The 22,813-nt window shown below is 67.9% G+C and carries 21 protein-coding genes; all 21 read right to left on the bottom strand.

The genetic code is table 11. From position 1 onward, the window contains the following. Positions 1 to 26: 26 nt before the first annotated feature. Positions 27 to 1,151 carry a DNA polymerase III subunit beta gene (gene dnaN / locus GTW51_RS06670; RefSeq protein ID WP_163043124.1) on the bottom strand — a complete coding sequence of 375 codons (1,125 nt, stop codon included), beginning with the start codon at positions 1,149 to 1,151 and terminating at the stop codon, positions 27 to 29. Between the two features lie 144 nt (positions 1,152 to 1,295). Further along, positions 1,296 to 2,753 carry a chromosomal replication initiator protein DnaA gene (gene dnaA / locus GTW51_RS06675; protein WP_163043125.1) on the bottom strand — a complete coding sequence of 486 codons (1,458 nt, stop codon included), beginning with the start codon at positions 2,751 to 2,753 and terminating at the stop codon, positions 1,296 to 1,298. Between the two features lie 101 nt (positions 2,754 to 2,854). Continuing rightward, positions 2,855 to 3,289: a rhodanese-like domain-containing protein gene (locus GTW51_RS06680; protein ID WP_163043126.1), complete on the bottom strand. Its 435-nt coding sequence runs from the start codon at positions 3,287 to 3,289 to the stop codon at positions 2,855 to 2,857. 660 nt (positions 3,290 to 3,949) lie between these two features. After that, on the bottom strand, positions 3,950 to 4,219 hold the full coding sequence (gene rpsT, locus GTW51_RS06685; protein ID WP_163043127.1) for a 30S ribosomal protein S20: 270 nt from the start codon (positions 4,217 to 4,219) through the stop codon (positions 3,950 to 3,952). A 202-nt stretch (positions 4,220 to 4,421) separates the two neighbouring features. Further along, a complete protein-coding gene (gene truB / locus GTW51_RS06690; RefSeq protein ID WP_163043128.1) occupies positions 4,422 to 5,408 on the bottom strand; it encodes a tRNA pseudouridine(55) synthase TruB in 987 nt (328 codons plus the stop codon). Continuing rightward, complete coding sequence (gene rbfA / locus GTW51_RS06695) at positions 5,408 to 5,821, bottom strand: 30S ribosome-binding factor RbfA (RefSeq protein ID WP_163043129.1); 414 nt, start codon at positions 5,819 to 5,821, stop codon at positions 5,408 to 5,410. Before rbfA ends, truB begins: the two co-directional genes overlap by 1 nt. 258 nt (positions 5,822 to 6,079) lie before the next feature. Continuing rightward, positions 6,080 to 9,157: a translation initiation factor IF-2 gene (gene infB / locus GTW51_RS06700; RefSeq protein WP_163043130.1), complete on the bottom strand. Its 3,078-nt coding sequence runs from the start codon at positions 9,155 to 9,157 to the stop codon at positions 6,080 to 6,082. Then, the gene (locus tag GTW51_RS06705) at positions 9,158 to 9,925 is read right to left on the bottom strand and encodes an RNA-binding protein (protein ID WP_163043131.1); all 768 of its coding nucleotides are present in this window, start codon (positions 9,923 to 9,925) and stop codon (positions 9,158 to 9,160) included. 8 nt (positions 9,926 to 9,933) lie between these two features. Next, the gene (gene nusA, locus GTW51_RS06710; protein WP_163043132.1) at positions 9,934 to 11,544 is read right to left on the bottom strand and encodes a transcription termination factor NusA; all 1,611 of its coding nucleotides are present in this window, start codon (positions 11,542 to 11,544) and stop codon (positions 9,934 to 9,936) included. Positions 11,545 to 11,641: 97 nt separating this feature from the next. Further along, positions 11,642 to 12,247, bottom strand: a complete 606-nt coding sequence (rimP, locus tag GTW51_RS06715) for a ribosome maturation factor RimP (protein ID WP_343033936.1) — start codon at positions 12,245 to 12,247, stop codon at positions 11,642 to 11,644. A gap of 255 nt (positions 12,248 to 12,502) precedes the next feature. Then, positions 12,503 to 13,216 carry a tRNA (guanine(46)-N(7))-methyltransferase TrmB gene (gene trmB / locus GTW51_RS06720; RefSeq protein WP_163043134.1) on the bottom strand — a complete coding sequence of 238 codons (714 nt, stop codon included), beginning with the start codon at positions 13,214 to 13,216 and terminating at the stop codon, positions 12,503 to 12,505. A 151-nt stretch (positions 13,217 to 13,367) separates the two neighbouring features. Further along, the gene (locus GTW51_RS06725; protein ID WP_163043340.1) at positions 13,368 to 13,793 is read right to left on the bottom strand and encodes a helix-turn-helix domain-containing protein; all 426 of its coding nucleotides are present in this window, start codon (positions 13,791 to 13,793) and stop codon (positions 13,368 to 13,370) included. Between the two features lie 126 nt (positions 13,794 to 13,919). Beyond that, positions 13,920 to 15,620 (bottom strand): apolipoprotein N-acyltransferase, encoded by a 1,701-nt coding sequence (gene lnt / locus GTW51_RS06730; RefSeq protein ID WP_246232721.1) that lies wholly within the window; start codon positions 15,618 to 15,620, stop codon positions 13,920 to 13,922. Between the two features lie 131 nt (positions 15,621 to 15,751). Beyond that, complete coding sequence (locus tag GTW51_RS06735) at positions 15,752 to 16,684, bottom strand: hemolysin family protein (RefSeq protein WP_163043341.1); 933 nt, start codon at positions 16,682 to 16,684, stop codon at positions 15,752 to 15,754. A 155-nt stretch (positions 16,685 to 16,839) separates the two neighbouring features. Beyond that, a complete protein-coding gene (gene ybeY / locus GTW51_RS06740) occupies positions 16,840 to 17,382 on the bottom strand; it encodes an rRNA maturation RNase YbeY (RefSeq protein ID WP_343033937.1) in 543 nt (180 codons plus the stop codon). Continuing rightward, positions 17,383 to 18,381: a PhoH family protein gene (locus GTW51_RS06745; RefSeq protein ID WP_163043343.1), complete on the bottom strand. Its 999-nt coding sequence runs from the start codon at positions 18,379 to 18,381 to the stop codon at positions 17,383 to 17,385. Between the two features lie 41 nt (positions 18,382 to 18,422). Further along, on the bottom strand, positions 18,423 to 19,835 hold the full coding sequence (gene miaB / locus GTW51_RS06750; protein WP_163043136.1) for a tRNA (N6-isopentenyl adenosine(37)-C2)-methylthiotransferase MiaB: 1,413 nt from the start codon (positions 19,833 to 19,835) through the stop codon (positions 18,423 to 18,425). Positions 19,836 to 19,883: 48 nt separating this feature from the next. After that, the gene (gene olsA / locus GTW51_RS06755) at positions 19,884 to 20,756 is read right to left on the bottom strand and encodes a lyso-ornithine lipid O-acyltransferase (RefSeq protein ID WP_163043137.1); all 873 of its coding nucleotides are present in this window, start codon (positions 20,754 to 20,756) and stop codon (positions 19,884 to 19,886) included. A 49-nt stretch (positions 20,757 to 20,805) separates the two neighbouring features. Then, positions 20,806 to 21,330 (bottom strand): GNAT family N-acetyltransferase, encoded by a 525-nt coding sequence (locus GTW51_RS06760; protein WP_163043138.1) that lies wholly within the window; start codon positions 21,328 to 21,330, stop codon positions 20,806 to 20,808. Positions 21,331 to 21,396: 66 nt separating this feature from the next. Beyond that, positions 21,397 to 22,107: a tRNA (adenosine(37)-N6)-threonylcarbamoyltransferase complex dimerization subunit type 1 TsaB gene (tsaB, locus tag GTW51_RS06765; protein WP_163043139.1), complete on the bottom strand. Its 711-nt coding sequence runs from the start codon at positions 22,105 to 22,107 to the stop codon at positions 21,397 to 21,399. Positions 22,108 to 22,185: 78 nt separating this feature from the next. Then, the gene (locus GTW51_RS06770; RefSeq protein ID WP_163043140.1) at positions 22,186 to 22,761 is read right to left on the bottom strand and encodes a NifU family protein; all 576 of its coding nucleotides are present in this window, start codon (positions 22,759 to 22,761) and stop codon (positions 22,186 to 22,188) included. Positions 22,762 to 22,813 lie beyond the last annotated feature (52 nt).

Genomic DNA, 22,813 nt, shown 5'->3' on the forward strand with positions numbered 1-22,813 from the left:
GCGTATCGTGCAGGGAGCTCGTGGCGTCAGACCCGCATCGGCATGAGGACATAGAGCGTCGCGTCGTCGCCGCCGTCGCGGATCAGCGTCGGCGAGCCGGGATCGGCCAGCATGAACACCGCGTCGTCGCCGGACAGCTGGCTGGTGATGTCGAGCAGATAGCGGGCGTTGAAGCCGATCTCGATGTCGTCGGAATCGTAGCCCACCGACAACTCTTCCGTCGCCGTGCCGGAATCCGGCGAGTTGACGGTCAGCACCAGCTGCGAGTCGGTAAGCGCGAGCTTCACCGCCCGGCCGCGCTCGGAGGAAATCGTCGAGACGCGGTCGACCGCGGCCGAGAAGGTCTGCCGGTCGAGCGTCAGCGCCTTGTCGTTGTTCTGCGGAATCACCCGCTGATAGTCCGGGAAGGTGCCGTCGATCAGCTTGGACGTCATCACCACGGCGCCGATGGTGAAGCGCATCTTGGCATCAGAAAGCTCGACGCTGACCTCGGCATCCGCATCGATGTCGCCAAGCAGCTTCTGCAGCTCGCCGACCGTCTTGCGCGGCACGATGACGCCGGGCATGCCTTCCGAGCCCGCCGGGGCCTTCATCTCGGCACGGGCGAGGCGGTGGCCGTCGGTGGCGACGGCCCGCAGCTTCAGGTCGCCTTCGGATTCGATCGTGTGGAGGAAGATGCCGTTCAGATAATAGCGCGTCTCCTCGGTGGAGATCGCGAACTGCGTACGCTCGATCAGCCGGGCGAGTTCACCCGCCTTGATGGTGAAGCCATGCGAGAGCGGCCCTGCGGTGATGTCGGGAAAATCCGATTCCGGCAGGCACTGCAGGCGGAAATTCGAGCGGCCCGAGGAGACCGTCATCTGGGTGCCCTCGGCATTGGTCGCGAGGCGGACCTCGGCGCCGTCCGACAGCTTGCGGACGATGTCGTAGAGGAGGTGCGCCGGGACGGTCGTCGCCCCCTCCTGTTCGCCGGTCGCCGTCGCCGTCTCGGTGATCTCGAGGTCGAGATCGGTCGCCTTCAGGCGCAGCCCGCCTGCCTCGGTCTTCAGAAGCACGTTCGACAGGATCGGAATCGTGTTGCGGCGCTCGACGACCCGGTGGACGTGAGCCAGCGACTTCAGGAGGTTCGACCGTTCGATGATGATACGCATGGACCGACGCCGTTTCATTCGGAAGGCCGCCGGGGTTTTCCAGCGGCCTTTCCGGGTTCGAAGTTCTTAGAGACTGGCGACGCCGAAGGGAAGTCTAAACCGCCAAAACACCCGCTGCGGCCGCACTTCGGCAGCGGTTCGCGCTCACTCCTCGATCATGCGGCGGATGAGGTCGAGCTCTTCCGACAGCTTCTCGTCCTTGGAGCGCTCGCCCTCGATCTTGCGCACGGCGTGGAGGACCGTGGTGTGGTCGCGGCCGCCGAAGCGCCGCCCGATCTCCGGAAGCGAGCGCGGGGTCATCGTCTTGGCGAGATACATGGCGATCTGCCGCGGCCGGACGATGGTGCGGGTGCGCCGCGCCGACAGGAGCTCGGTGCGCGGAACGTTGTAGTGGCGCGAGACGAATTTGAGGATGTCCTCGATGCGCACCCGGCGCTCGACATTGGCCTTGGTCAGCTGGTTGAGCAGATCGTCGAGATGCTCCGGCGACAGCGGCTGGCCGAGCGAATGGCGGAAGGCGATCTGGTTGAACGCGCCCTCGAGGTCCCGGCCCGAGCCGGCGACGCGCTGAGCGATCGTCTCGATCACCCGCTCCGGCATGTCGAAGCTCGGATCCTCGGCGCGCATCGCCTTGACGCGGCTGTCGATGATCGCCCGGCGCATCGCGTAGTCCGGCGGCGCCAGCTCCAGCGTGATGCCGTTGGACAGGCGCGAGCGGACCCGCGGATCGAGCGATTCCAGCTCCGAGGCCGGACGGTCGGCGGCGCAGATCACCTGCTTGGCCGAATCGATCAGCGCGTTCAGCAGGTGGCAGAACTCCTGCTGGATCGACTTGCCCTGAAGGAACTGCGTGTCGTCGATGATCAGGATGTCGATGCCGCGCAGCGTCTCCTTGAGGTCGAGCGCGCGGTTGTCGCGGATCGCGGTGGCGAAGCGCCACATGAAATACTCGGCGGTGAGATAGACGACGCGCGGCCCGTCGTGGCGGCGCACGGCGGCATTGGCGATCGCCTGCAACAGATGCGTCTTGCCGAGGCCGACGGCGGCATGGATGAACAGCGGATTGAAGCGCACCGACTGCGGCCCGTTCTCGGCAATCGCCTTGGCGGCGGCGAGGGCGACGCGGTTCGAGGCACCCTCGACGAAATTGTCGAAGACATAGCGGCTGTCGAGCGGCGAGCCGAAATCGGCGGCCGAGCGCGGCACTTCCACGGCCCGCTCCAGGCGGACGGGCGCCTTCTCGCCGACGGCGATCGGGCGAAGCATTTCGGTGCTCACCACTTCCTGCTGGCTGTGGCCGGCGACCCGCGGCTCGCGGATCGTCACGCCGCCGCCGCGCACGGCGCTGCGGATGGCGATCTCGACCTTCAGCGTGCCGGGCACTTCCTCGCGGAAGATCTCGGTGAGCAGCTCGTGATAATGCGACTGGATCCAGCTGCGCAGGAACGCCGTCGGCACGGAAATCCGGCAGACGCCCTTGCCGGCGGTCTCCAGCTTCATGCGCTGGAACCAGCTGGAGAAGATGTCCGGCCCGAGCTGCGCCTTGAGGCGCGCATTCACCCGCTCGATGATTTCCGCCGAACTCTTCGCGTCGCCGTCCATGCCTGCCCCGCCATTCTCGTCGTTTCTTGTTGATGCGCCGTCCGCAGGGAACGGCCGTGGCGCCGGCACGGCAGCAAACGCTGCCCGTGCCTGTCGCAGTCCTAGTTCTGCGACCACGGCAGCCCCTCCGCCTTCCAGCCGGCCTTGCGACCGCGGTGTCCCTCTTCGTCCGGTGGCCCCTCGAAGCCGTTGAGCACGTTGAAGCAGTTCTCGTAGCCGAAGGCGGTCATCGCCACCGCGCCGGCGATGGATCGGACACCCGAGCGGCAGAGGAAATAGATCGGCGCCGCCTTGCCGATCCCGGCGGCTTCGAGCCGCTCGGCGAGCTTCGGGGCGAAGGCAGGATCGACGCCCATGGACGGAAAGCTCTGCCATTCCGCCAGGACCACCGACTTGCCGATCGGCGCGAGTTGGGGAAGCCCGACATAGGTCCATTCGGCGCTGGTGCGGACATCGACCAGGACGGCGTCCTCGACTTCGGACAAGGCCGACCAGCAGGCCGGCGCGCTGACGTCGCCCCTGTAACTTTTATCCATGCAAAACAATTCCCCGCCCCTGATCCCGCTAGGGATAGAAGTTCTCAATGCTTAAAACGGCTTGATGCGCTCAGAAACTACGCGATGCGTTGGAAGACGTCAGCTCAGCTGCACTCGCGGGAGGCTTCCCATCGACGGAACCTTGGTGCGGCCCCATAAACATCTGGAAAACTCTGGTTGTCCCCGCACTTCGTCTTCTCCGCACTTGTGTGAGGCGGAAACTACGAAACGTGGCGGGATGCGGCAAGCGGAGTCTGCGCTGAATCGTAAGACGAGCGGACTGGCTGTGGCAGACTCGTCATCCGTGTGCCCGCCGAAAGCGCCGCAACGTGCTGACGCCTATCGTTTTCCGCCGACGGACGGAGCGCTGCAGCAAAGCGCAAACATAAAAATCGCCCGCGGCGGGGCCTGCCCGCTTGACTCAAGGACTCTCCGGCTTTCGCTTAGCCAGCTATTCGTAACTACTCACTGACCTCTTACAAGTCACTGATATTAAATGGGGTTTTCTGCGCGCCCCCGGAGGGGCCAGAGTCGCAGCCGATCCGCGTGACAGGTCGATGACGCAACGGGCAACCTGCCTTCGAAATGGGCCACGAATCAAAAAGCCCGGCACGGGGCCGGGCGTTTTCGATGTGGGAAGATGCAGCCCTAGGGCGGCGATCAGGCCTCGGCGAGGCCCTTCACGCGGTGCGACAGGCGCGAGATCTTCCGCGAAGCGGTGTTCTTGTGGAAGATGCCCTTGGAGGTGGCGCGCATCATTTCCGGTTCCGCAACCTTGAAGGCGGCGGTGGCTGCAGCCTTGTCGCCGGCGGCGAGCGCCTCTTCTACCTTCCGCAGGAAGGTCCGCACGCGGCTGCGGCGGGCGGTATTGACGGCGGTCCGGCGCGCGATCTTGCGTGTCGCCTTCTTGGCCGAGGGGGTATTGGCCATCGTTCGTCTCTTTCTGTCTGTCGATCAGCTTTTGGGTGGCGGCGCCGCTCGCGGCATCAGCCGCGCCGCAACGCAAAAAAACCGGCAACGTCTTCCGACGCCGCCGAATTAGGCGCCCTTATAGGTCGCTTCACCGGCTCCGTCAATCACCGAGGTGGCGGGATGGTTCCCGTGCGGCCCATCCCCGGGGAGCGAGGGCCGCTCAGCCCCGGCCGCCAAAGACCCGCCGCGGGTGAAACTGGCCCTGGTCGATCGAGCCGAGCGCGATCAGCCGCCCGTGACCGGTGGCAAAGGCCTCGTCGCAGGAGGCCGGCGCGTCGCGCCCGCGCAGCAGCACGGAATTGCCGGAAAGCACGCGTCCCGCCTGCTCCTCCGAAAGCATCACCTCGTAGAGATCGGAAAGGGCCGCTTCCGGATTGATCAGATACTCGTCGAGCGGGCCGTAATCCACGACCCGCGCCGTCGCCCCGGCTTCCACCGATTCGGCGTCGAGCGTCTCGCGGCCCTCGTCGGCGGCGGCCTCCAGATCGTCGAGCGTCACCATGTCGTCTTCGGTGAAGCCGCCGACGGAAACCCGCCGCAGATCGATGACATGGCCGTAGCAGCCGAGATCGCGGCCGAGGTCGCGGGCGATGGCCCGGACATAGGTGCCCTTGCCGCATTCGGCCTCGAAGACCGCGGTCTCGGCATCCGGCAGCGCCTTGAGCTCCAGCCGGTGCACGGAGACGGTGCGGGCAGCGATCTCGACGACCTCGCCCTCGCGGGCAAGATCATAAGCGCGCTCGCCGGCGATCTTGATGGCCGAGAAGGTCGGCGGCACCTGGCTGATCTCGCCGACATAGTCCTCCATCGCGAGACGGATATCGGCTTCGCTCGGGCGCAGTTCCGACGACTGCGCGACGGTTCCCTCGGTATCGTCGGTCGTCGTCTCGGCGCCCCAGCGCACGGTGAAGCGATAGACCTTGCGGCCGTCCATGACGAACGGGACCGTCTTGGTCGCGTCACCGAAGGCGATCGGCAGCATGCCGGAGGCGAGCGGGTCGAGCGTGCCGGCATGGCCGGTCTTCTGCGCGAAATACAGGCGCTTCAGCTTCGCCACCGCGTCCGTCGAGCCCATGCCCTTCGGCTTGTCGAGAATCACCCAGCCGTTGATCGGACGGCCTTTCGGCTTCTTGCCGCGACGCGCCATCAGTTCTTGTCCCCGTCTTCGTCCTGTTCGTCGAGATCGCGGGCGACCTCCGGCGACTTCAGGAGCGCGTCGATGCGCGCGTAATTGTCGAAGGACGTGTCGGTCCGGAACCGCACCTCCGGCATGAACTTCATCTGCCGCAAGGCCGGGGTGATCCGGCCGCGGATGAACTTCACGTGCTGGTTGAGCGCGGCGACATAGGGCTCGACGTCGGTCTGGCCGAGCACGGTCACATAGGCCGTCGCGAGCTTCAGATCCGCCGACATGTCGACCTCGGTCACCGTGACGACGGCGCCTTCGAGCAGCGGCTCGCGGATCTCGCCCCGCTGCATGACCTCGGTCAGAGCGTGGCGGACCTTCTCGCCGATGCTGAGCCGCCGCTGGGAATGTGCGGAGTGGGGCGAACGGGCCATGCCGTATCGGTATCCTTGCCTGATCGCGGCCCTGCGTCGTGCCGGGCCGCCTGTTCAAGATGACGAACGACGCGGCCGAAATCGAGACGGCCGGCGTTCGGATGCAATTTGCTGACCGGAGCCGTCACAGGCGGCCGGATGAGTCACGTCTGCCGATGCAACAGGGCTTCGGCGGCCGGGTCGCGACCACCGCTGGCCCGAACGAAAGCGGGCGGGGTCGAAGCCCCGCCCGCCCGATCGATCGTCGCGGACGCGCGCTTAGAGCGTGCGCGCCACGTGCTCGACGCGGAAGCACTCGATGACATCGCCCTGGCGCATGTCCTCGTAGTTCTGGAACGCCATGCCGCATTCCTGGCCGCTCTGGACCTTGGGCACTTCGTCCTTGAAGCGCTTGAGCGTCTTGAGCGTGCCTTCGTGGATGACGACGCCGTCGCGGATGAGGCGGACGCCGGCGCCGCGCTCGACCTCGCCCTCGGTGACGAGACAGCCCGCGACCTTGCCGACCTTGGTGATGTTGAACACCTCCCGGATCTCGGCATTGCCGATGAAGGTCTCGCGCCGCTCCGGCGACAACAGGCCCGACATCGCGTCCTTCACGTCATCCACGAGGTCGTAGATGATGTTGTAGTAGCGGATCTCGATGCCCTCGCGTTCGGCCGCCTCGCGCGCCTGCTTGTTGGCGCGGACGTTGAAGCCGATGATCGCGGCGGTCGAGGCGCCGGCAAGGGCGATGTCGGACTCGGTGATCGCGCCGGCACCCGAATGGACGATACGGGCACGCACCTCGTCGGTGCCGAGCTTGTCGAGCGCGCCGATGATCGCCTCGATCGAACCCTGGACGTCGCCCTTGATCAAGAGCGGGAACTCCTTGAGCCCCGTATCCTGCAGCTGCGACATCATCTGCTCGAGCGAACCGCGCTGGCCGGCGCTCTTGGCCACCTGCTTCTCGCGTGCCACGCGCTGACGATACTCGGCGATCTCGCGCGCCTTGGATTCGTTCTCGACCACCGCGAAGCGGTCGCCGGCCAGCGGCGTGCCCTGCATGCCGAGCACCTCGACCGGCATAGAGGGAAGGGCTTCCTTGAGCTGGACGCCCTTGTCGGTGATCAGCGCGCGGACGCGGCCCCATTCGTCGCCGGCGACGACGATGTCGCCGATCTTGAGCGTGCCGGTCTGCACCAGGACGGTCGCGACCGGGCCGCGGCCCTTGTCGAGCTGCGCTTCGATGACGGTGCCCTCGGCGGTGCGCGTCGGGTCGGCCTTCAGGTCGAGCAGTTCGGCCTGCAGCAGGATCGCCTCGAGCAGCTTGTCGAGATTGAGGCCCTTGGTGGCCGAGACCTCGACGTCGAGGACCTCACCGCCCATGGATTCCACGAAAACTTCGTGCTGCAGGAGGCCGGTGCGGACCTTCGAGGCATCGGCGCCCGGCTTGTCGATCTTGTTGATCGCCACGATGATCGGGACGCCCGCCGCCTTGGCGTGATTGATGGACTCGATCGTCTGCGGCATGACGCTGTCGTCAGCCGCCACGACCAGCACCGCGATATCGGTCGCCTGGGCGCCGCGGGCACGCATCGCCGAGAAGGCGGCGTGGCCGGGTGTGTCGATGAAGGTGATCTGCTGACCATCCTGCTCGACCTGGTAGGCGCCGATATGCTGGGTGATGCCACCCGACTCGCCGGACACGACGCTGGTCTTGCGGATCGCGTCGAGCAGCGAGGTCTTGCCGTGGTCGACATGGCCCATGATGGTGACGACCGGCGGCCGCGACACGAGCTCGTCGACATTGTCGGCGACGTTGAAGATGCCTTCCTCGACGTCCGACTCGGCGACGCGGCGAACCGTGTGGCCGAATTCCGACGCGATGAGTTCGGCCATGTCGGGCTCGATGATGTCGCCCGGCTTCATCATCTGTCCCTGCTGCATGAGGAACTTGATGACGTCCACGGAACGCTCCGACATGCGGTTGGCGAGTTCCTGGATGCTGATGGTCTCTGGAATAATCACTTCGCGGGCAATCTTCTCTCGCGGCGTATTCTGCTGCGAGCGCTTGAATTTCTCCTGGCGCCGACGGATCGAGGACAGCGAACGGCCGCGTGCCCCCTCCTCGGAAGTCAGCGCCTTGTCGAGCGTCAGCTTGCCGCGACGACGACCGTCGTCGCGGTCCGGACGGGCCGGCTTCGGGGCTTCGGCGGGTGCACCGCGAACCGGACGGCGCGCGCCCGGACGGGCACGGGCCGCCTCGTCCTCGTCGGCGCCGGGGCGACGACGCGGCTCGGCTCTGGTGCCGCGGGCTGCCGCGGCCTCGGCATCGGCCGGCGAGACGACGGCTGCGGGAGCCTGGCCCCGACGTTCGGCCTCGGCTTCGGCCTTGCGGCGTGCCGCGGTCTCGGCTTCGAGACGGGCGTTCTCCTCGGCCTGGCGGCGCTCGGACTCGGCCCGCTCGCGCTGACGGCGATCGTCCTCGGCAATGCGGCGGTCCTCTTCCTCGCGGAACAGGCGCCGGTCCTCGACCTCGCGCTGCTTGGCGAGTTCGAGTGCCCGGCGACGCGCATCCATCTCACGCGACGACAGGTCGCTGAGCACGGCGCCGCGCGGCTGGCGGGCACCCGGCGTAGCGGTTGCGGCCGGTCGGCGATCGTCGCGACCGCCGGGACGGGCCGGTGCCTGGCCGGGACGCGCCTGCCCCGATGAGGGCTGCTGCGGACGTCCCTGCTGGGCGCCGCCCGGACGCGGCGCGGCGGATGCCGGACGCGCGGTGGCGACAGGGGCCGGCGCAGCGGGACGCGCCGTCGCCACCGGCGCGGCGGGACGGGGCGCCGGCGATGCCTCGGCGGGAGCTTCCGCAGAAGTGGTCGGTGCGGGCGTCGGCGCAGCGGGCGTCTCGACGGCCGGCGCGGCAGCCTCGGGAGCCGGCGCGGGGCTCTTTGCCTCGACCGGTTCCGGCGCGGCTTCGACCGGCTCGGGCGACTTGGCGACCGGCGCCTCGCCGGGCTTGGGTCCCAGCTGGATCTGCTGCGGGCGACCGCCCATCTGCGGCGGCGTCGGGGGCGGGGCCAACGGCGCGGCAGCGGCCGGCGTCGATGCGGCCGGTGCCGAAGTCGGCGTCGGCGTCGAAGCTGCAGCCGGCTGCGGCGTCGGAGCCGGCGCGGGCGGCGCGGCGTCCTCCGGCTTGGCAATCCGCCGCTTCTTGGTCTCGACGACAACGTTCTTCGTGCGACCGTGCGAGAAGTTCTGCCGAACAGTGGACTGCTCGACGCCGCCCCGCTTCAAGGTCAGAGTCTTCTTCGTGCTCACGCTCAGCGTCTTGTCGTCGCCGGACTTGGTATCGCTCATCTACGCTTCCGCTTCCTGCGCGGGATCGATCCCGCGCCCTTCATCTTGGCCGGAGCGTCGCTCAGAAGGCGCTCCCGTGTCGTTCAATTTCGCAGTCGCAGTTTCCCCGCGCCCGAAAGGGGCATCGCCGGAAACCGGTCCAGGGCTCTCGCCCCGATATTTGTCCAGCGCTGCCATGCGCTTCGCCGCCGCCGAGCCCGCGTCACCGGCAAGGATGGCTGCATGTATCACATTCCCGCCGCCCAAAGCCAAACCCAATTCGTCTGCCGTAAACAGACGCAGGGCCGCGATAGCCGGCTCCGATCGCGACGCCGCCGCGGCGCGGCGGGCCTGATCGAGCTTGCGCAAGCCGTCCGCCGCCGCGTCGGACGCCTGCACCAGGAGCAGCGCCCGCCCGGTGCGGACCGCCGCTTCCGTCTTCGTAGCACCGGTCACCAGCTGGCCGGCCTTGCGGGCCAGCCCCAGCGAACCGAGGGCCGATTTCGCCAACAGGCCATCGACCATCTGCCCCAGGTCCGGCGCCGCCAACACCTCTGCCTTCAGCGCCCGGCCGAACAGCTTGCGGCGAACCGCCTCGTCGACGGACGCCCGGCTCAGCGCCACATGGGCGCCGCGTCCCGGCAACCGGCGCCGAAGGTCCGGCACCACCGCGCCGTCGGGCCCGCGCACGAAGCGGATCAGGTGCTCCGGCGGCTGAGCCGTTCGGGTGACGATGCAGGTGCGGTCGTTCAGTTCCGCCTCCCCTGCATCATCCGCCCGGTCGTCCATCGCCGCCGTCAGACTGCCGCCTCTTCCGTCTCGGCGTCTTCGTCCGCTTCGACCTGCGGTCCGTCGATGTCGGCCTGGGTGATCCAGCCCGCCTTCAACCGTGCGGAAAGGACCATCTGGTCTGCCGCGGCACGCGAGATCTCGAACTTGCTGAGCGCACCCGTGAACCGCTTGGTCTCGCCGTCCTTGCGTTCGCTCCAGCCGATGAGATCGTCGGCCGCACAGCCGGCGAAGTCCTCCATCGTCTTGATCTCCGCCTCGCCGAGCGAAACCAGCATCTCGGTGGTCAGCCCGTCGATTTCCTTCAGCTCGTCGGCGACGCCCAGCGCGACGCGGCTGGCGTCGAACTCGGCCTCGCGCCGCTCCAGATATTCGCGGGCCCGCGCCTGGATCTCGCTGGCCGTCTCGTCGTCGAAGCCTTCGATCGAAGCGACCTCGTCCTGCTCGACATAGGCGACTTCCTCGACGCTGGCGAAGCCTTCGGATGCCAGCACCTGCGCGACCATCTCGTCGACGTCGAGGGCGTTCATGAAGATCTCCGAACGCTCCTGGAATTCCTTCTGGCGGCGCTCCGACTCTTCCTGCTCGGTCAGGATGTCGATGTCCCAGCCGGTCAGCTGCGAAGCCAGCCGCACGTTCTGGCCACGACGGCCGATCGCCAATGATAACTGGTCATCCGGGACGACGACTTCAATCCGCTCGGCGTCCTCGTCGAGCACGACCTTCGACACTTCGGCCGGCTGCAGCGCGTTGACGAGGAACGACGCCGCATCGGGCGACCAGGGGATGATGTCGATCTTCTCGCCCTGCAGCTCGCCGACGACGGCCTGGACCCTGCTGCCGCGCATGCCGACGCAGGCGCCGACCGGATCGACCGAGGAATCGTTCGAGATCACCGCGATCTTGGCCCTTGAGCCCGGATCGCGGGCAACGGCCTTGATGGTGATGATGCCGTCGTAGATTTCCGGCACTTCCATGGTGAAGAGCTTGGCCATGAACTGCGGATGGGTGCGCGACAGGAAGATCTGCGGGCCGCGCTGCTCGCGCCGCACGTCGTAGACGAAGGCGCGGACCCGGTCGCCATAGCGGAAGAGCTCGCGCGGGATCTGCTCGTCGCGGCGGATGATGCCCTCGCCGCGGCCGAGATCGACGATGACGTTGCCGTATTCGACGCGCTTGACCGTGCCGTTGACGATCTCGCCGACGCGGTCGCGGAATTCGTCATACTGGCGGTCGCGCTCGGCCTCGCGGACCTTCTGCACGATCACCTGCTTGGCCGACTGCGCGGCGATGCGGCCGAAATCCATCGGCGGCAGCTGCTCGGCGATGAAGTCGCCCGGCTCGGCGTCGGGATTCTTGTCGCGCGCCAGGTCGAGATGGATCTGGATGTTCGGGTCCTCGACCTCCTCGACCACTTCGAGCAGGCGCTGCAGCCGCATCTCGCCGGTCTTGGTGTTGATGTCGACGCGGATGTTGGTCTCCTGACCGTAGCGGCTGCGGGCCGCCTTCTGGATCGCGTCGGCCATGGCGCCGATGACGATCTCGCGGTCGATCGATTTCTCGCGCGCGACTGCGTCGGCGATCTGCAGAAGCTCAAGCCTGTTCGCACTCACTGCCATTGTCGGTTCTCCTGAATTCGGGTCCCTGCCGCGCAGCTGGCGCGGCGGCTCCATGTGGTCCAGCGGGGCCGAAGGCGCCGCAATCGCTTCTCGCCGTTCAGTGCGGCCGCTCGGGCGCCTCGACGGCGACGTCGTCGTCCTGCGGTTCGCCCGACGCCTTGCGGGCAGCCTTGTCCGCCTTCAGCGACGCCTCGATGAGGTCGTCGGTGAGGATCAGACGCGCCTCGCCGATGGCGTCGAACGGAATCTCTACGGTCGGTGTCTCGTCGGGCGCCGGCTGGTCGCGCTCGACCGTGATGGCGTCCTCGCTGACCTTGATGACCTTGCCACGATAGCGCTTGCGATCGTTGATCAGGCGGGTGGTCTCGAGCTTCATCAGGAAGCCCGACCAGATCTCGAAATCGCCCTTGCGCACCAGCGGCCGGTCGATCCCCGGCGAGGAGACCTCCAGATGATACGGCTTGTCGATCGGATCGTCGACGTCGAGGACCGGAGAGATGCCGCGCGATACCGCCTCGCAGCCTTCGACATTCATCGTGCCGTCGGGCCGCTCGGCCATGATCTGCACGGTCATGCCGTTGAGGCCGGAGATCTTGACCCGCACAAGGCGATAGCCGAGCTGCTCGATCGCCGGTTCGACGATTGTCGCGACGGCGGCCTCGAGCCCCTGTTCCTTGACGATGCGCTGCTCTGCGGTGATCACGTTGCTCCGAAATCGCTGCGGCCCGATCCTACCGGATCGGACTGGTGGTCCGCCTGCGGGCATTCGGCCGGGACCATCAGACCCGCGCCATTCGCGCAAACCAGGGTCCCTGAAACAAAAAAGAGCGGGACCGGCAGGACCCACTCTCACGATTGCATCGCAGAGAATTTCGTTTCCTATACAAGCTTCGCGCGGCGGCATCAAGTCGGCACGCCGCGCGTAGCCGGTCGGCGGTCGGGCGGGCCCTGAAGCGGCTCACACCCGCCGGAACGTCAGATAGGCCGGTCGCCTTCCCTCGCGGATCGCTTTCGCCTCGTATCGCGTGCCGGGCCAGCCCGCGAACGGCTGGTGCCAGTCGGCTGCCCGTGACGCGGTCCATTCGAAGGCCGGATGGTCGCGGCAATGCTGCAGCGTCCAGTCGACATAGGTGTCGATGTCCGAGGCAAAGCAGAACGATGCGCCGGGGACCAGCACGCGGGCAAAGCGGTCGAGATTGCGCGCATTCACGAAGCGGCGCTTGAAATGCTTCTTCTTCGGCCAGGGATCGGGATAGAGCAGGTCGATCCCGGCAAGGCTGGCGTCCGGCATCCAGTCCAGCAGCCGCACGGCGTCGTCGTCGTAAAGGCGCAGATTGGCTCGCGGCTCGACCTGGATGGTCGACAGCAGCTTGGCCATGCCGTTGACGAAGGGCTCGACACCGATGAAGCCGGTGTCCGGCCGACGCTGCGTCTCGGCCAGGAGATGCTCGCCGCCGCCGAAGCCGATCTCGAGATGCACCGCCGCAACGGGACGGGGAAACAGTGCGGTGAGGTTGGCTGGCGCCGGCGTGTCGAGGTCGATCAGCAGCGTCGGCAGCAGCGTCTCGAGCAGCGCCGCCTGCCCCGGCCGCAGGGTTGGCCCCTTGAGCCTGCCGAAAAACGCCTCGCGGGCGCGCTCCCGGTGGGGGATGGCGGACGGATCGTTCTCCATGGAGACTTTGCGCTTCTGTCTGGCGTTTTCAGCGGCGGCGAAGACCGCTCGCTTTCGGGCGTATCGGCGCCTTCACCGGAAAGCGCCGTCGCGGCCCGCATTGCCGTGCCAGCCCGATCAGGTCAAGGGCCGGCGAAGAGGTGCCGGGAAGTCAGACCTTGTCGGCGACCACGGTCGTATCGGCGAGCGTGCGCACCAGATCGATCACGCGGCGGCGGACCTTGGGGTCGGCAATGCGGACGAAGGCGCGATTGAGCTGCAGGCCTTCGGTCGAGGACAGGAAATCGACGACGTAATCGGGCCCCGAGGGTTCGGCGAAGCCGTCCGTGCCGTCGATGCCGCCCGGCGCGTCCTCGAAGAAGAAGGCCACGGGCACGCTCAGGACTTCCGACATGCGCTGCAGCCGGCTGGCCCCGATCCGGTTCGATCCCTTCTCGTATTTCTGGATCTGCTGGAAGGTGATGCCGAGGCTTTCGCCGAGCTTTTCTTGGCTCATGCCGAGCATCGTCCGGCGCAGGCGAACCCGTGATCCGACATGCGTGTCGACCGGGTTCGGCTTCTTCTTGTTCTCCAGCATTGGAAGCGCCTTCATGTCTGCCCCGACCGACCCCGCTGCCGCGGCGCATGGCAAGCGCCGCAGGCGGGCCCAAAATTGTCTTAAATCAATTTCGAATTCCGGCCTAAGGGGTGCGCATCCAAGCTGTCAATCAACCTTTGCGCGCATCGTGAACCGGGAAAGCAACCCGGCAGCCAGGGCCGCGATCCAGGAGAGCCAGAAGGGTGCGCTGCCGAAGGATGCGTAGGCCGTCGGAGCGCCGGCCTCGGGAAGTGCCACCTCGACGGTTCCGGTCGATCCCAAGGCCAGACCGCCGATCTGCCGGCCATTGGAGTCGTTGACGACCGAGATGCCGGTATTGGCGCTGCGCACCAGCGGCAGGCCGAGAGCGACGGCGGTCAGCTCCGCCAGCCGCAGATGCTGGTAGGGGCCCGGCGTCGCCCCGTACCAAGCGTCGTTGGTGTCGTTGACCAGGAAGCCGGGCCGGGTCTCCGGCGAGCCGGCGTCGATCTCGCCCGGAAAGATGATCTCGTAGCAGATCAGCGGCAGGAAGCTCGGGGCGCCGTCGAGCGGCACCCGGCTGCGCACCGCGCCCGGCGAGAACCCGCCCGGCATGTCCGCCAGCTGCGACACGCCGAGGCCTTCGAAGAAGGTCTGGAACGGCAGATATTCGCCGAACGGCACCAGATGCACCTTGTCGCGAGCGTCGATGATCTCGCCATTGTCGTCGATGACATAGACCGAGTTGTAGACGCGCGAGCTGACGTCCTCGATGTCGCCCTCCAGCCGCGCCGCGCCGGCGATCAGCGTCTCGCCCGGCAGCAGCGTGTCGGCGATGCGGGCGATCGCATCGGGTCGTTCGGTCAGGAGGAAGGGGAACGCCGATTCCGGCCAGATCACCAGCGTCCGTGTCGCCGGCGCATCCGTGACGGCGCTTTCGGCTGCGGCGGCGGACGCGCTCGCCCCGGTGATCGCCGCGGGATCGGCCCGCGTCTCGGTCAGCCTGATGTGGCGCTCGAAGATCGTCTCGGCGTAGCTGTCCTGCCATTTCTGTGTCTGCTGGATGTTCGGCTGGACGACGCGGACATTCACGCCGTCGACGAATTCCGTCGGATGCGTCGCGAGCTGCCAGGCGCCGAAGCCGACATGCAGGACGAGCAGCACGGCGGCCACCGCCAGCGTCGCCATGCGGCCGCGCCGGTCGACGAGCACCGCCGGCGCGGAGAAAACGATGACCGCCAGCAGCGTCAGCCCGTGGACGCCGACGAGGCTGGCGGTCTGCATCAGCAGCGGCACCGGCGCCGCCATGACGCCGATCTCGTTCCAGGGAAAGCCGGTGAAGAGGAAGGCGCGCAGATATTCGACGAGGCCGAAGGCGGCGGCTAGCGCAAAGACGCGGTAGGCGCTGTCGCTCCACAGCAGCCGCGCCAAGGCGGCGGCGACGCCGTAATAGATCGCCAGGATCGCCGGCAGTCCGAGCACGGCGAGCGGGATGAAGACCGCGAACTCTGCGGCATCCACCAGCATGGCCGCGCCCAGCCACCACAGGTCGGCGACGAAATAGCCGAAGCCGAAGAGCCAGCCCGTGGCGAAGACCGGCAACAGCCGGCGCGGCAGCGAGCGGCTCGGGTCGAAGGCCGCGCCGTCGATCAGCCAGACCAGCAGCGGAAAGGAGATGAAGCCGACTGCTGGGAAGTTGAAAGGCGGCAGCGCCAGCGTCGCAAGCGCGCCGGCGCCAAAGGTCAGCAGCGCGCGCCGCCAGCCCGCGACGAGAAGGACGCGGCTGGCAAGACGATCGAGAAGGCGGCCCTCGCTGAAGATACCGCCGCGGCGGGTAATGGCGCTCAATTTGCCCCCGGAGGTCGACGACCCCAAGCACGATGCCGGTCCCGCCCAATAACGATCCTCGCTTTCGCGAGACTGATGCCGTTCCGGCGGTCCCGACCGCCGCGCCGATGCGCGGTGGCCGTGCCCCGGGCTTACGGCGCGTTCGCCAGGCCCTCGACGACGCGGCGGCGCTTGTCGCCCTGGCGGAAGCGCACGATCCGCACCCGCCGGACGCGGCGCGGATCGGCGTCCAGCACCTGGAACTCGAATCCCGGCACGGCCTGGATCACCTCGCCGCGCGTCGGCACCCGGCCGAGCTCGGAGAACAGGAGGCCGCCGATCGTGTCGGCCTCCTCCTCGTACTCGCTGATGTCGAAATCCTCGCCGACCAGCGCCTTCACCTCGTCGAGATCGGCCCTGGCATCGGCCACCCAGATGCCGTCACCGCTCGCCGTGATCATCGGCGCGTCGTCGTCGTGCTCGTCCTCGATATTGCCGACGACCATCTCGATGACGTCTTCCAGGGAGACGAGGCCGTCGGTGCCGCCATATTCGTCGATGACCAGCGCCATCTGCGTCCGCGTCGCCTGCATCCGCGCCATCAGGTCCGAGGCGAGCATCGAGGGCGGCACGAACAGCACCTTGCGGATGATGCCGAGGTCCTCGATCTTCCTGGCAAGGTTGATCTGGCGCAGATCGAGCCCGGATTTCGGCTTGCGCGCGCCGTTGCCGGCAGCAGCGGTGCCGTCAGGCTTGGCGGGACGGGCCACCCGCGTGATGTGGGCGACGACGTCGCGGATGTGGATCATGCCGCGCGGATCGTCGAGGCTTTCGCCATAGACCGGCATGCGCGAATGGCCGCTCGCCTCGAACTGCCGCATCAACTCTCCGAGAGTGGTCGTGATCTCGGCCGCCTCGATGTCGGCCCGCGGGACCATGACGTCCTCGACGCGCACCTCGCGCAGCCGCAGGATGTTGTTGAGCATCGCGCGTTCGGCAGGGCTGAAGGCGTCCTCGCCGGAGCCCTGGTGCATCAGCGCCTCGGTCAGATCCTCGCGCATGACGCGGGGCATGCGTGGCCGCATCCGTCGCAGCAGGCCCGCCCAGACGCCGGGCTGGCCCGGCGTCCCGGCGCGCCGACTTCGGTCGTCGCCGGCGTTGCGGTCTTCGGCCGCATCGCCGACCTGTGTATCGCCACGGTCCCGGTCAGGCACGTGCGCTTCGATGGTCATTGTCTCGCTCATGGTTCGACCGGCGTCATGGCCGGCGTTTCAGTGCCTTCGGCATAGGGATCGGCGATCCCCATCTCAGCAAGGATTTCGACTTCAAGCCGTTCCATGGCCTCCGCCTCGCTCTCGTCGACATGGTCGTATCCGACAAGATGCAGGAATCCATGCACCAGAAGATGTCGGAAGTGGGCATCGAAGGGCTTGTCTTCCAGCGCCGCCTCTCTGGCGACGGTCTCGTAGGCGAGGATGAGATCGCCGAGCAGCGGCCCGGGCGTAGCGCCCGGCCCCGCCATCGGGAAGGACAGGATGTTGGTCGGCTTGTCCTTGCCCCGCCATTCGGCGTTGGCTTCCCGGACCGTCGCGTCGTCGGCCAGCGTCAGGCCGATCTCGCTCACGATGTCGTCAGGCAGATCGATCCGGCGCGCGGCAGCGGCAAAGACCGCCTGTGCGCGCGACGCGATGTCGCCGAGGCCGGCCTCGTCCCAGGCCAACGTCTCGACGGCGAGGGCAACGGTCAGTCCGTCATATGAGCGCGGTTGTCGGTCGCCGGGCACTTAACTGTCCAGCGGGATGGTCGGCGCGCGGTGGCGCGTCGCATCCTCCTCATAGGCCTCGACGATGGCCTGCACCAGCGGATGGCGCACCACGTCCTTGGCCTCGAAGCGCACGGTGACGACGTTCGGCACCCCGACCAGCACCCGCAATGCCTCGACCAGGCCCGACTTCTGGCCGGGCGGCAGGTCGATCTGCGAGGGATCGCCGGTCACGACCATCCGGGCGTTCTCGCCGAGACGGGTGAGGAACATCTTCATCTGCATCGCGGTGGTGTTCTGCGCCTCGTCGAGGATCACCGCGGCGTTGGCGAGCGTGCGGCCGCGCATGAAGGCGAGCGGCGCGATCTCGATGGCGCCGGCGGCCAGCGCCCGCTCGACCTTCTCCGCCGGGATCATGTCGTAGAGCGCATCGTAGAGCGGCCGCAGATACGGGTCGACCTTCTCCTTCATGTCGCCGGGCAGGAAGCCGAGGCGTTCGCCCGCCTCCACCGCCGGGCGCGACAGGATGATCCGGTCGACCTGGCCGCGCTCCAGCAGCATCGCGGCATGGGCGACGGCGAGATAGGTCTTGCCGGTACCGGCGGGGCCGACGCCCAGCACCAGCTCGGCGCGGTCCATCGCCCGCATGTAGGCGTCCTGGGTGGGCGTGCGCGCGTGGATGGTGCGGCGGCGGGTGGAGATCTGGGCCAGCGACATCCGGCCCTTCTTCTCCAGCGTCGGCAGGATCAGCTGGTCGTCCTGGGCGATCGCCATGCGGACGGCGCCGTCGACGTCCTTCTGGCCGATCTCGCTGCCGCGCTGCAGGCGCTCGTAGAGATGGTCGAGCGCCCGGCGCGCCTGCTCGCTGGCCGCCTGCGTGCCGCGGATCTCGACCTTGTTGCCACGCGCCCGCGCATCGACGCCGAGCTTCTGCTCGAGCAGCGCCAGATGCTCGTCGAACTGGCCGAACAGCGAGCTGGCGAGGCGGTTGTCCTCGTAGGTCAGCACGATATGCGCCATGTCGGAGGCGCCGGATACCGGCAGCGTGCCACGTTCTGACTTCAAGCGACCTTCCTTCCGGCTTCGATCCCGGCGCCCGTCGCCATCAGCGAGTTCGGCAGGGTGGATTCGATGGTCACGTCGACAATCTCGCCGATCGCCCCGGCTCCGGCCGGCAGCACCACCGGCTGCAGGAAGGGCGAGCGGCCGACGAGCTGATGGGCGTAGCGGCCCGGCTTTTCGACCAGCACCGGGATGGTCTGTCCGACGAGGCTCGCGGCGAAGCGGTCCTGCTGGACGCGCAGGAGGGCCTGCAGACGCTGCAGCCGCTCCGACTTCACCGCCTCGTCGACATGGTCGTCCATGTCGGCGCCAGGGGTGCCAGGACGCGGCGAATATTTGAACGAGAAGGCCGAGGCGTAGCCGATCTCGACGACGAGCCGCATCGTGGCGTCGAAATCCTCCTCGGTCTCGCCGGGGAAGCCGACGATGAAATCGCCGGACATGGCGATGTCGGGCCGGGCGGCGCGGATCGTCTCGACGAGCCGCAGGTAGTCGTCCGCGGTATGGCGGCGGTTCATCGCCTTGAGGATCCGGTCGGAGCCCGACTGCACCGGCAGATGCAGATACGGCATCAGGCTTTCGAGATCGGCATGGGCGCGGATCAGCTCCGCGTCCATGTCGCGCGGATGCGAGGTGGTGTAGCGCAGGCGCGCGATGCCGGGGATCTCGGCGAGAGCCCGCAACAGGCCGGCGAGGCCGACCGGCCGGCCGGCCGCATCCTCGCCCGCCCAGGCGTTGACGTTCTGGCCCAGCAAGGTCACCTCGCGGACGCCGGAATCGGCCAGGCGGCGCGCCTCCTCGACGATCCCCGCGAACGGCCGCGAGACCTCCGAGCCGCGCGTATAGGGCACGACGCAGAAGGTGCAGAACTTGTCGCAGCCTTCCTGCACGGTGAGGAAGGCGGTGACGCCGCGGGCGCGGATCTGCCGGTCGCTGGTGTTCGGCAGATGGTCGAACTTGTCCTCGACGGCGTAGTCGGTGTCGACCACCTTGTCGCCGCGCGCCACCCGGGCGAGCGCCTCGGGCAGGCGGTGATAGGTCTGCGGGCCGACGACGAGATCGACGACGGGGGCGCGGGCGATGATCTCGCGGCCCTCGGCCTGGGCGACGCAGCCGGTGACGCCGACGCGGAACTCGCGGCCCTGGCTGTGGCGCTCGGCCTTGATGAGCCGGATGCGGCCGAGCTCGGAATAAACCTTCTCGGCAGCGCGTTCGCGGATGTGGCAGGTGTTGAGCAGGACGAGGTCGGCGTCCTCGATCGTCTCGGTCGGCTCGTAGCCGTCCTTCGCCAGCGCATCGCCCATGCGCTGCGAGTCGTAGACGTTCATCTGGCAGCCGTAGGTCTTGATGAAGACTTTGCGGGTATTGGCGCTGGCGCCCACCGGGACGGGTGCTTCGGTTGTTTCGGTCATGCGCCCTTCTGATCGGACCGTCGCCATCGGCCGTGCCGACGGAACTGGTTAGATATCTATATCGCCAGCATCGCCACCATGCGCAAGACGCAGAGCCGTTTCGTTTTCGCCCGCGCCGAGATTCCTCGGGCATCTGTGGCCGCGAAGGCTCGCCACCAGCATCCGTCGCACCCGCTCCTCGGCCGTCCGGGCGATGCGCTTGCGGTCGGACGCGGCATCGAAGAGCAGCGGCTCGCCGAAGGTCACTTCCGCCTCGATGGCGCCTTCGCGCAGGAAGGCGAGGAGGTGCGGGCCGAGCGGCACGTCCCCCGGCCAGGCGGCCAAAGGCCGGAAGAACCGCCCGAGCGGCACGCCATGGGCACTCGTATAGGCGATCGAGACCGGCTGGACGCGCACGGCATGGGTCCGGGCATTGCGGAGCGCTGCCTGCGCCGCGCCGAACAAAGCGGTCTTGAACGGCAGCACCTCGTTGCCGTCCGAAGTGGTGCCTTCGGCGAACAGCACCATGACGTCGCCCTGGTTCAGCCGTTCGGCGATGGCGTCGGCCTGGACGGCGGTCCGCCGGCGGTCGCCGCGCTCGACGAAGACCGTCCGCTGCAGCCGCGCGAGGAGGCCGAAGGCCGGCCAGTCCCTGACCTCGGCCTTGGCGATGAAGGACAGCGGCATGACCCGGCCGAGCACCATGATGTCGGCCCAGGACTGGTGGTTGGCCGCGATCAACAGCGGATGGTCGGGACTCGGCTGGCCGACCACCGTCACCCTGAGCCCGGTGACGGCGCAGGCGACGACGTGCCACAGATGCGGCAGGCGCCGCGCGAGGTCCCAACTCCTCGCCATGGCAAGGCTCTGCAACGGCCAGAGGAGAAGCGTCATGGTCGTCAGCACGACGGCGACGAACCCGACGCGCAACCAGGCGATCATGCGCTGCCGGCCTTCTGCGCCGTCATGATCGGGATTGTTCCTGCACGGCCTATCGCAGCGAGCGCTTGAGGATCAGCGCGCTGGTGCGCCGGCCGTCCGGCTGGCGGTAATAGGCCGGCCGGCGCCCGGCCTCGACGAAGCGCAGGCGCTCGTAAAGCCGGCGCGCGGCGGCGTTCTCCTCGTCGACTTCCAGAAACAGCGAATCGGCGCGCTCGGCGTGAAGATGCTGCAGCACGTGGTCCATCAAGAGGCGCCCCACGCCATGGCGGCGGGCACGCGGCGCGACGGCGATGGTGAGGATCTCGGCCTCGCCCTTGGTGTCGCGGGCCAGGACGAAGCCGAGCGGCGGCTCGCCGGATTGCCCAACTCGGCGGGCGACGAAGCCGAAGGAGCCGTCCTGGCCAAGCAGCGAGGCGAGTTCGTCGCCCGACCAGGGATGATCGAAAGCCTCGCTGTGCAACTCTGCGGCGGTGTCGAGGTCGTCATCTGTCAGCGGCGCGGCGACGACGGGAGCGGTGCGGACCAATGCGTCGAGAAACGAGGTCGTCCAGGCCCAGGGCAGATACCAGTACATCGAAGCTCCTCCCTTTGCCCGTTCCGGGTTTGCCGCGTCGTGGCGGCTTGCGGCGAGACTAGCCCATCAGGGCATGGCTTGAGGAGAGGCCGGGTCGCGAAAGCTGATCGTGCCCGTGGTGCTCGCCGGCTTGGCGTCGGCGCCACGCAGATACAGCGGCCGCGGCGGGGCTTCGAGAGCACGCGCCGCCAGTATTCCGAGCGCACGCATGTCGATGCGCGAATCGGCGCCGAGCACGGCCGCGTCGCGGCCGGACAAGGCGGCCAGGGCGATCGCCGAGCCAGTGCCTACGAGCCCGAGCGGCGTGCCCGCATCGAGATGGGCCAGCATCTGCGGCAGGTCCGCCGGCGCCAGCGCGCGGGGTGCTTCCAGGACGTCGCCGTCAGGGCCGTAGAGCGCGGCATAGATTTCGCCGCGCTTGGCGTCGAGCGTCGCGAGGATTGCCCGACCCTGGCCCAGCTCGGGCGCCGCCAGGGCCGCCAGCGTGTCGATGCCGACGGCCGGAATATTGAGCGCCAGTGCCAGGCCCCGCGCCGCCGCAACGCCGACCCGGATCCCGGTGAAGGAGCCGGGGCCGACGGTGACGCCGATCCGGGTAAGGTCGGCATAGGCGATGCCTGCCTCGCCCAGCACGTCGGCAATCACCGCCATCAGCTGCTCGGCATGGCCCTTGCCGATTTCCGGCTCGGCAGACGCGACAACCCAGTCGGTCGCACCGTCACAGACGGCCGCCGAACAGCGCTCGAAGGCCGTGTCGATGACAAGAAGCATTTGCATCACGCCCGGTTCGGCGATCCGGTCGCCGGTCGCACCATCGCCCGGCTGGCAGGAGGCATCACGACCGGACCCTCCGGATCAGGCGGCGGCGACGGCTTCCACCGCTTCGACTTCCGGCACGAAATGGCGCAGCAGGTTCTGGATGCCGTGCTTCAGCGTCGCGGTCGACGACGGGCAGCCGGCGCAGGCGCCGCGCATGTTGAGATAGACGGTGCCGTCGCGGTAGCCGCGGAAGGTGATGTCGCCGCCATCCTGGGCGACGGCCGGGCGCACACGCGTCTCGAGCAATTCCTTGATGGTCGCGACGGTACCGGCGTCACGCTCCTCGAAGAACTCGTCGCCATCCGGCGCCGCGGTGCCTTCGCCTTCGGCCAGCATGACCGGATCGTTGGAGAGGAAATGCTCCATCAGCCCGGCCAGGATCGCCGGCTTCAGGTACTGCCAGTCCGGCTCGTCCTTCGTCACGGTGACGAAGTCGTAGCCGAAGAACACGCCGGTCACGCCCGGCACCGCCATCAGCCGGGCGGCCAGCGGCGAGCGGCCGGCGGCGTCTGCCGCCGTCAGAAATTCCTCGGTGCCGGTTTCGACCACAACCCGGCCCGGCAGGAACTTCAACGTCGCGGGGTTCGGAGTGACTTCCGTCTGGATGAACATTGCTTGCCTCTCGTGCGACCGGTGCCGCCGAATTCATTGGAATTATTCTAAA

The sequence above is a fragment of the Aurantimonas aggregata genome (genome assembly GCF_010500835.1).
In the GTDB taxonomy this organism is placed as follows: Bacteria; Pseudomonadota; Alphaproteobacteria; order Rhizobiales; family Rhizobiaceae; genus Aurantimonas; species Aurantimonas aggregata.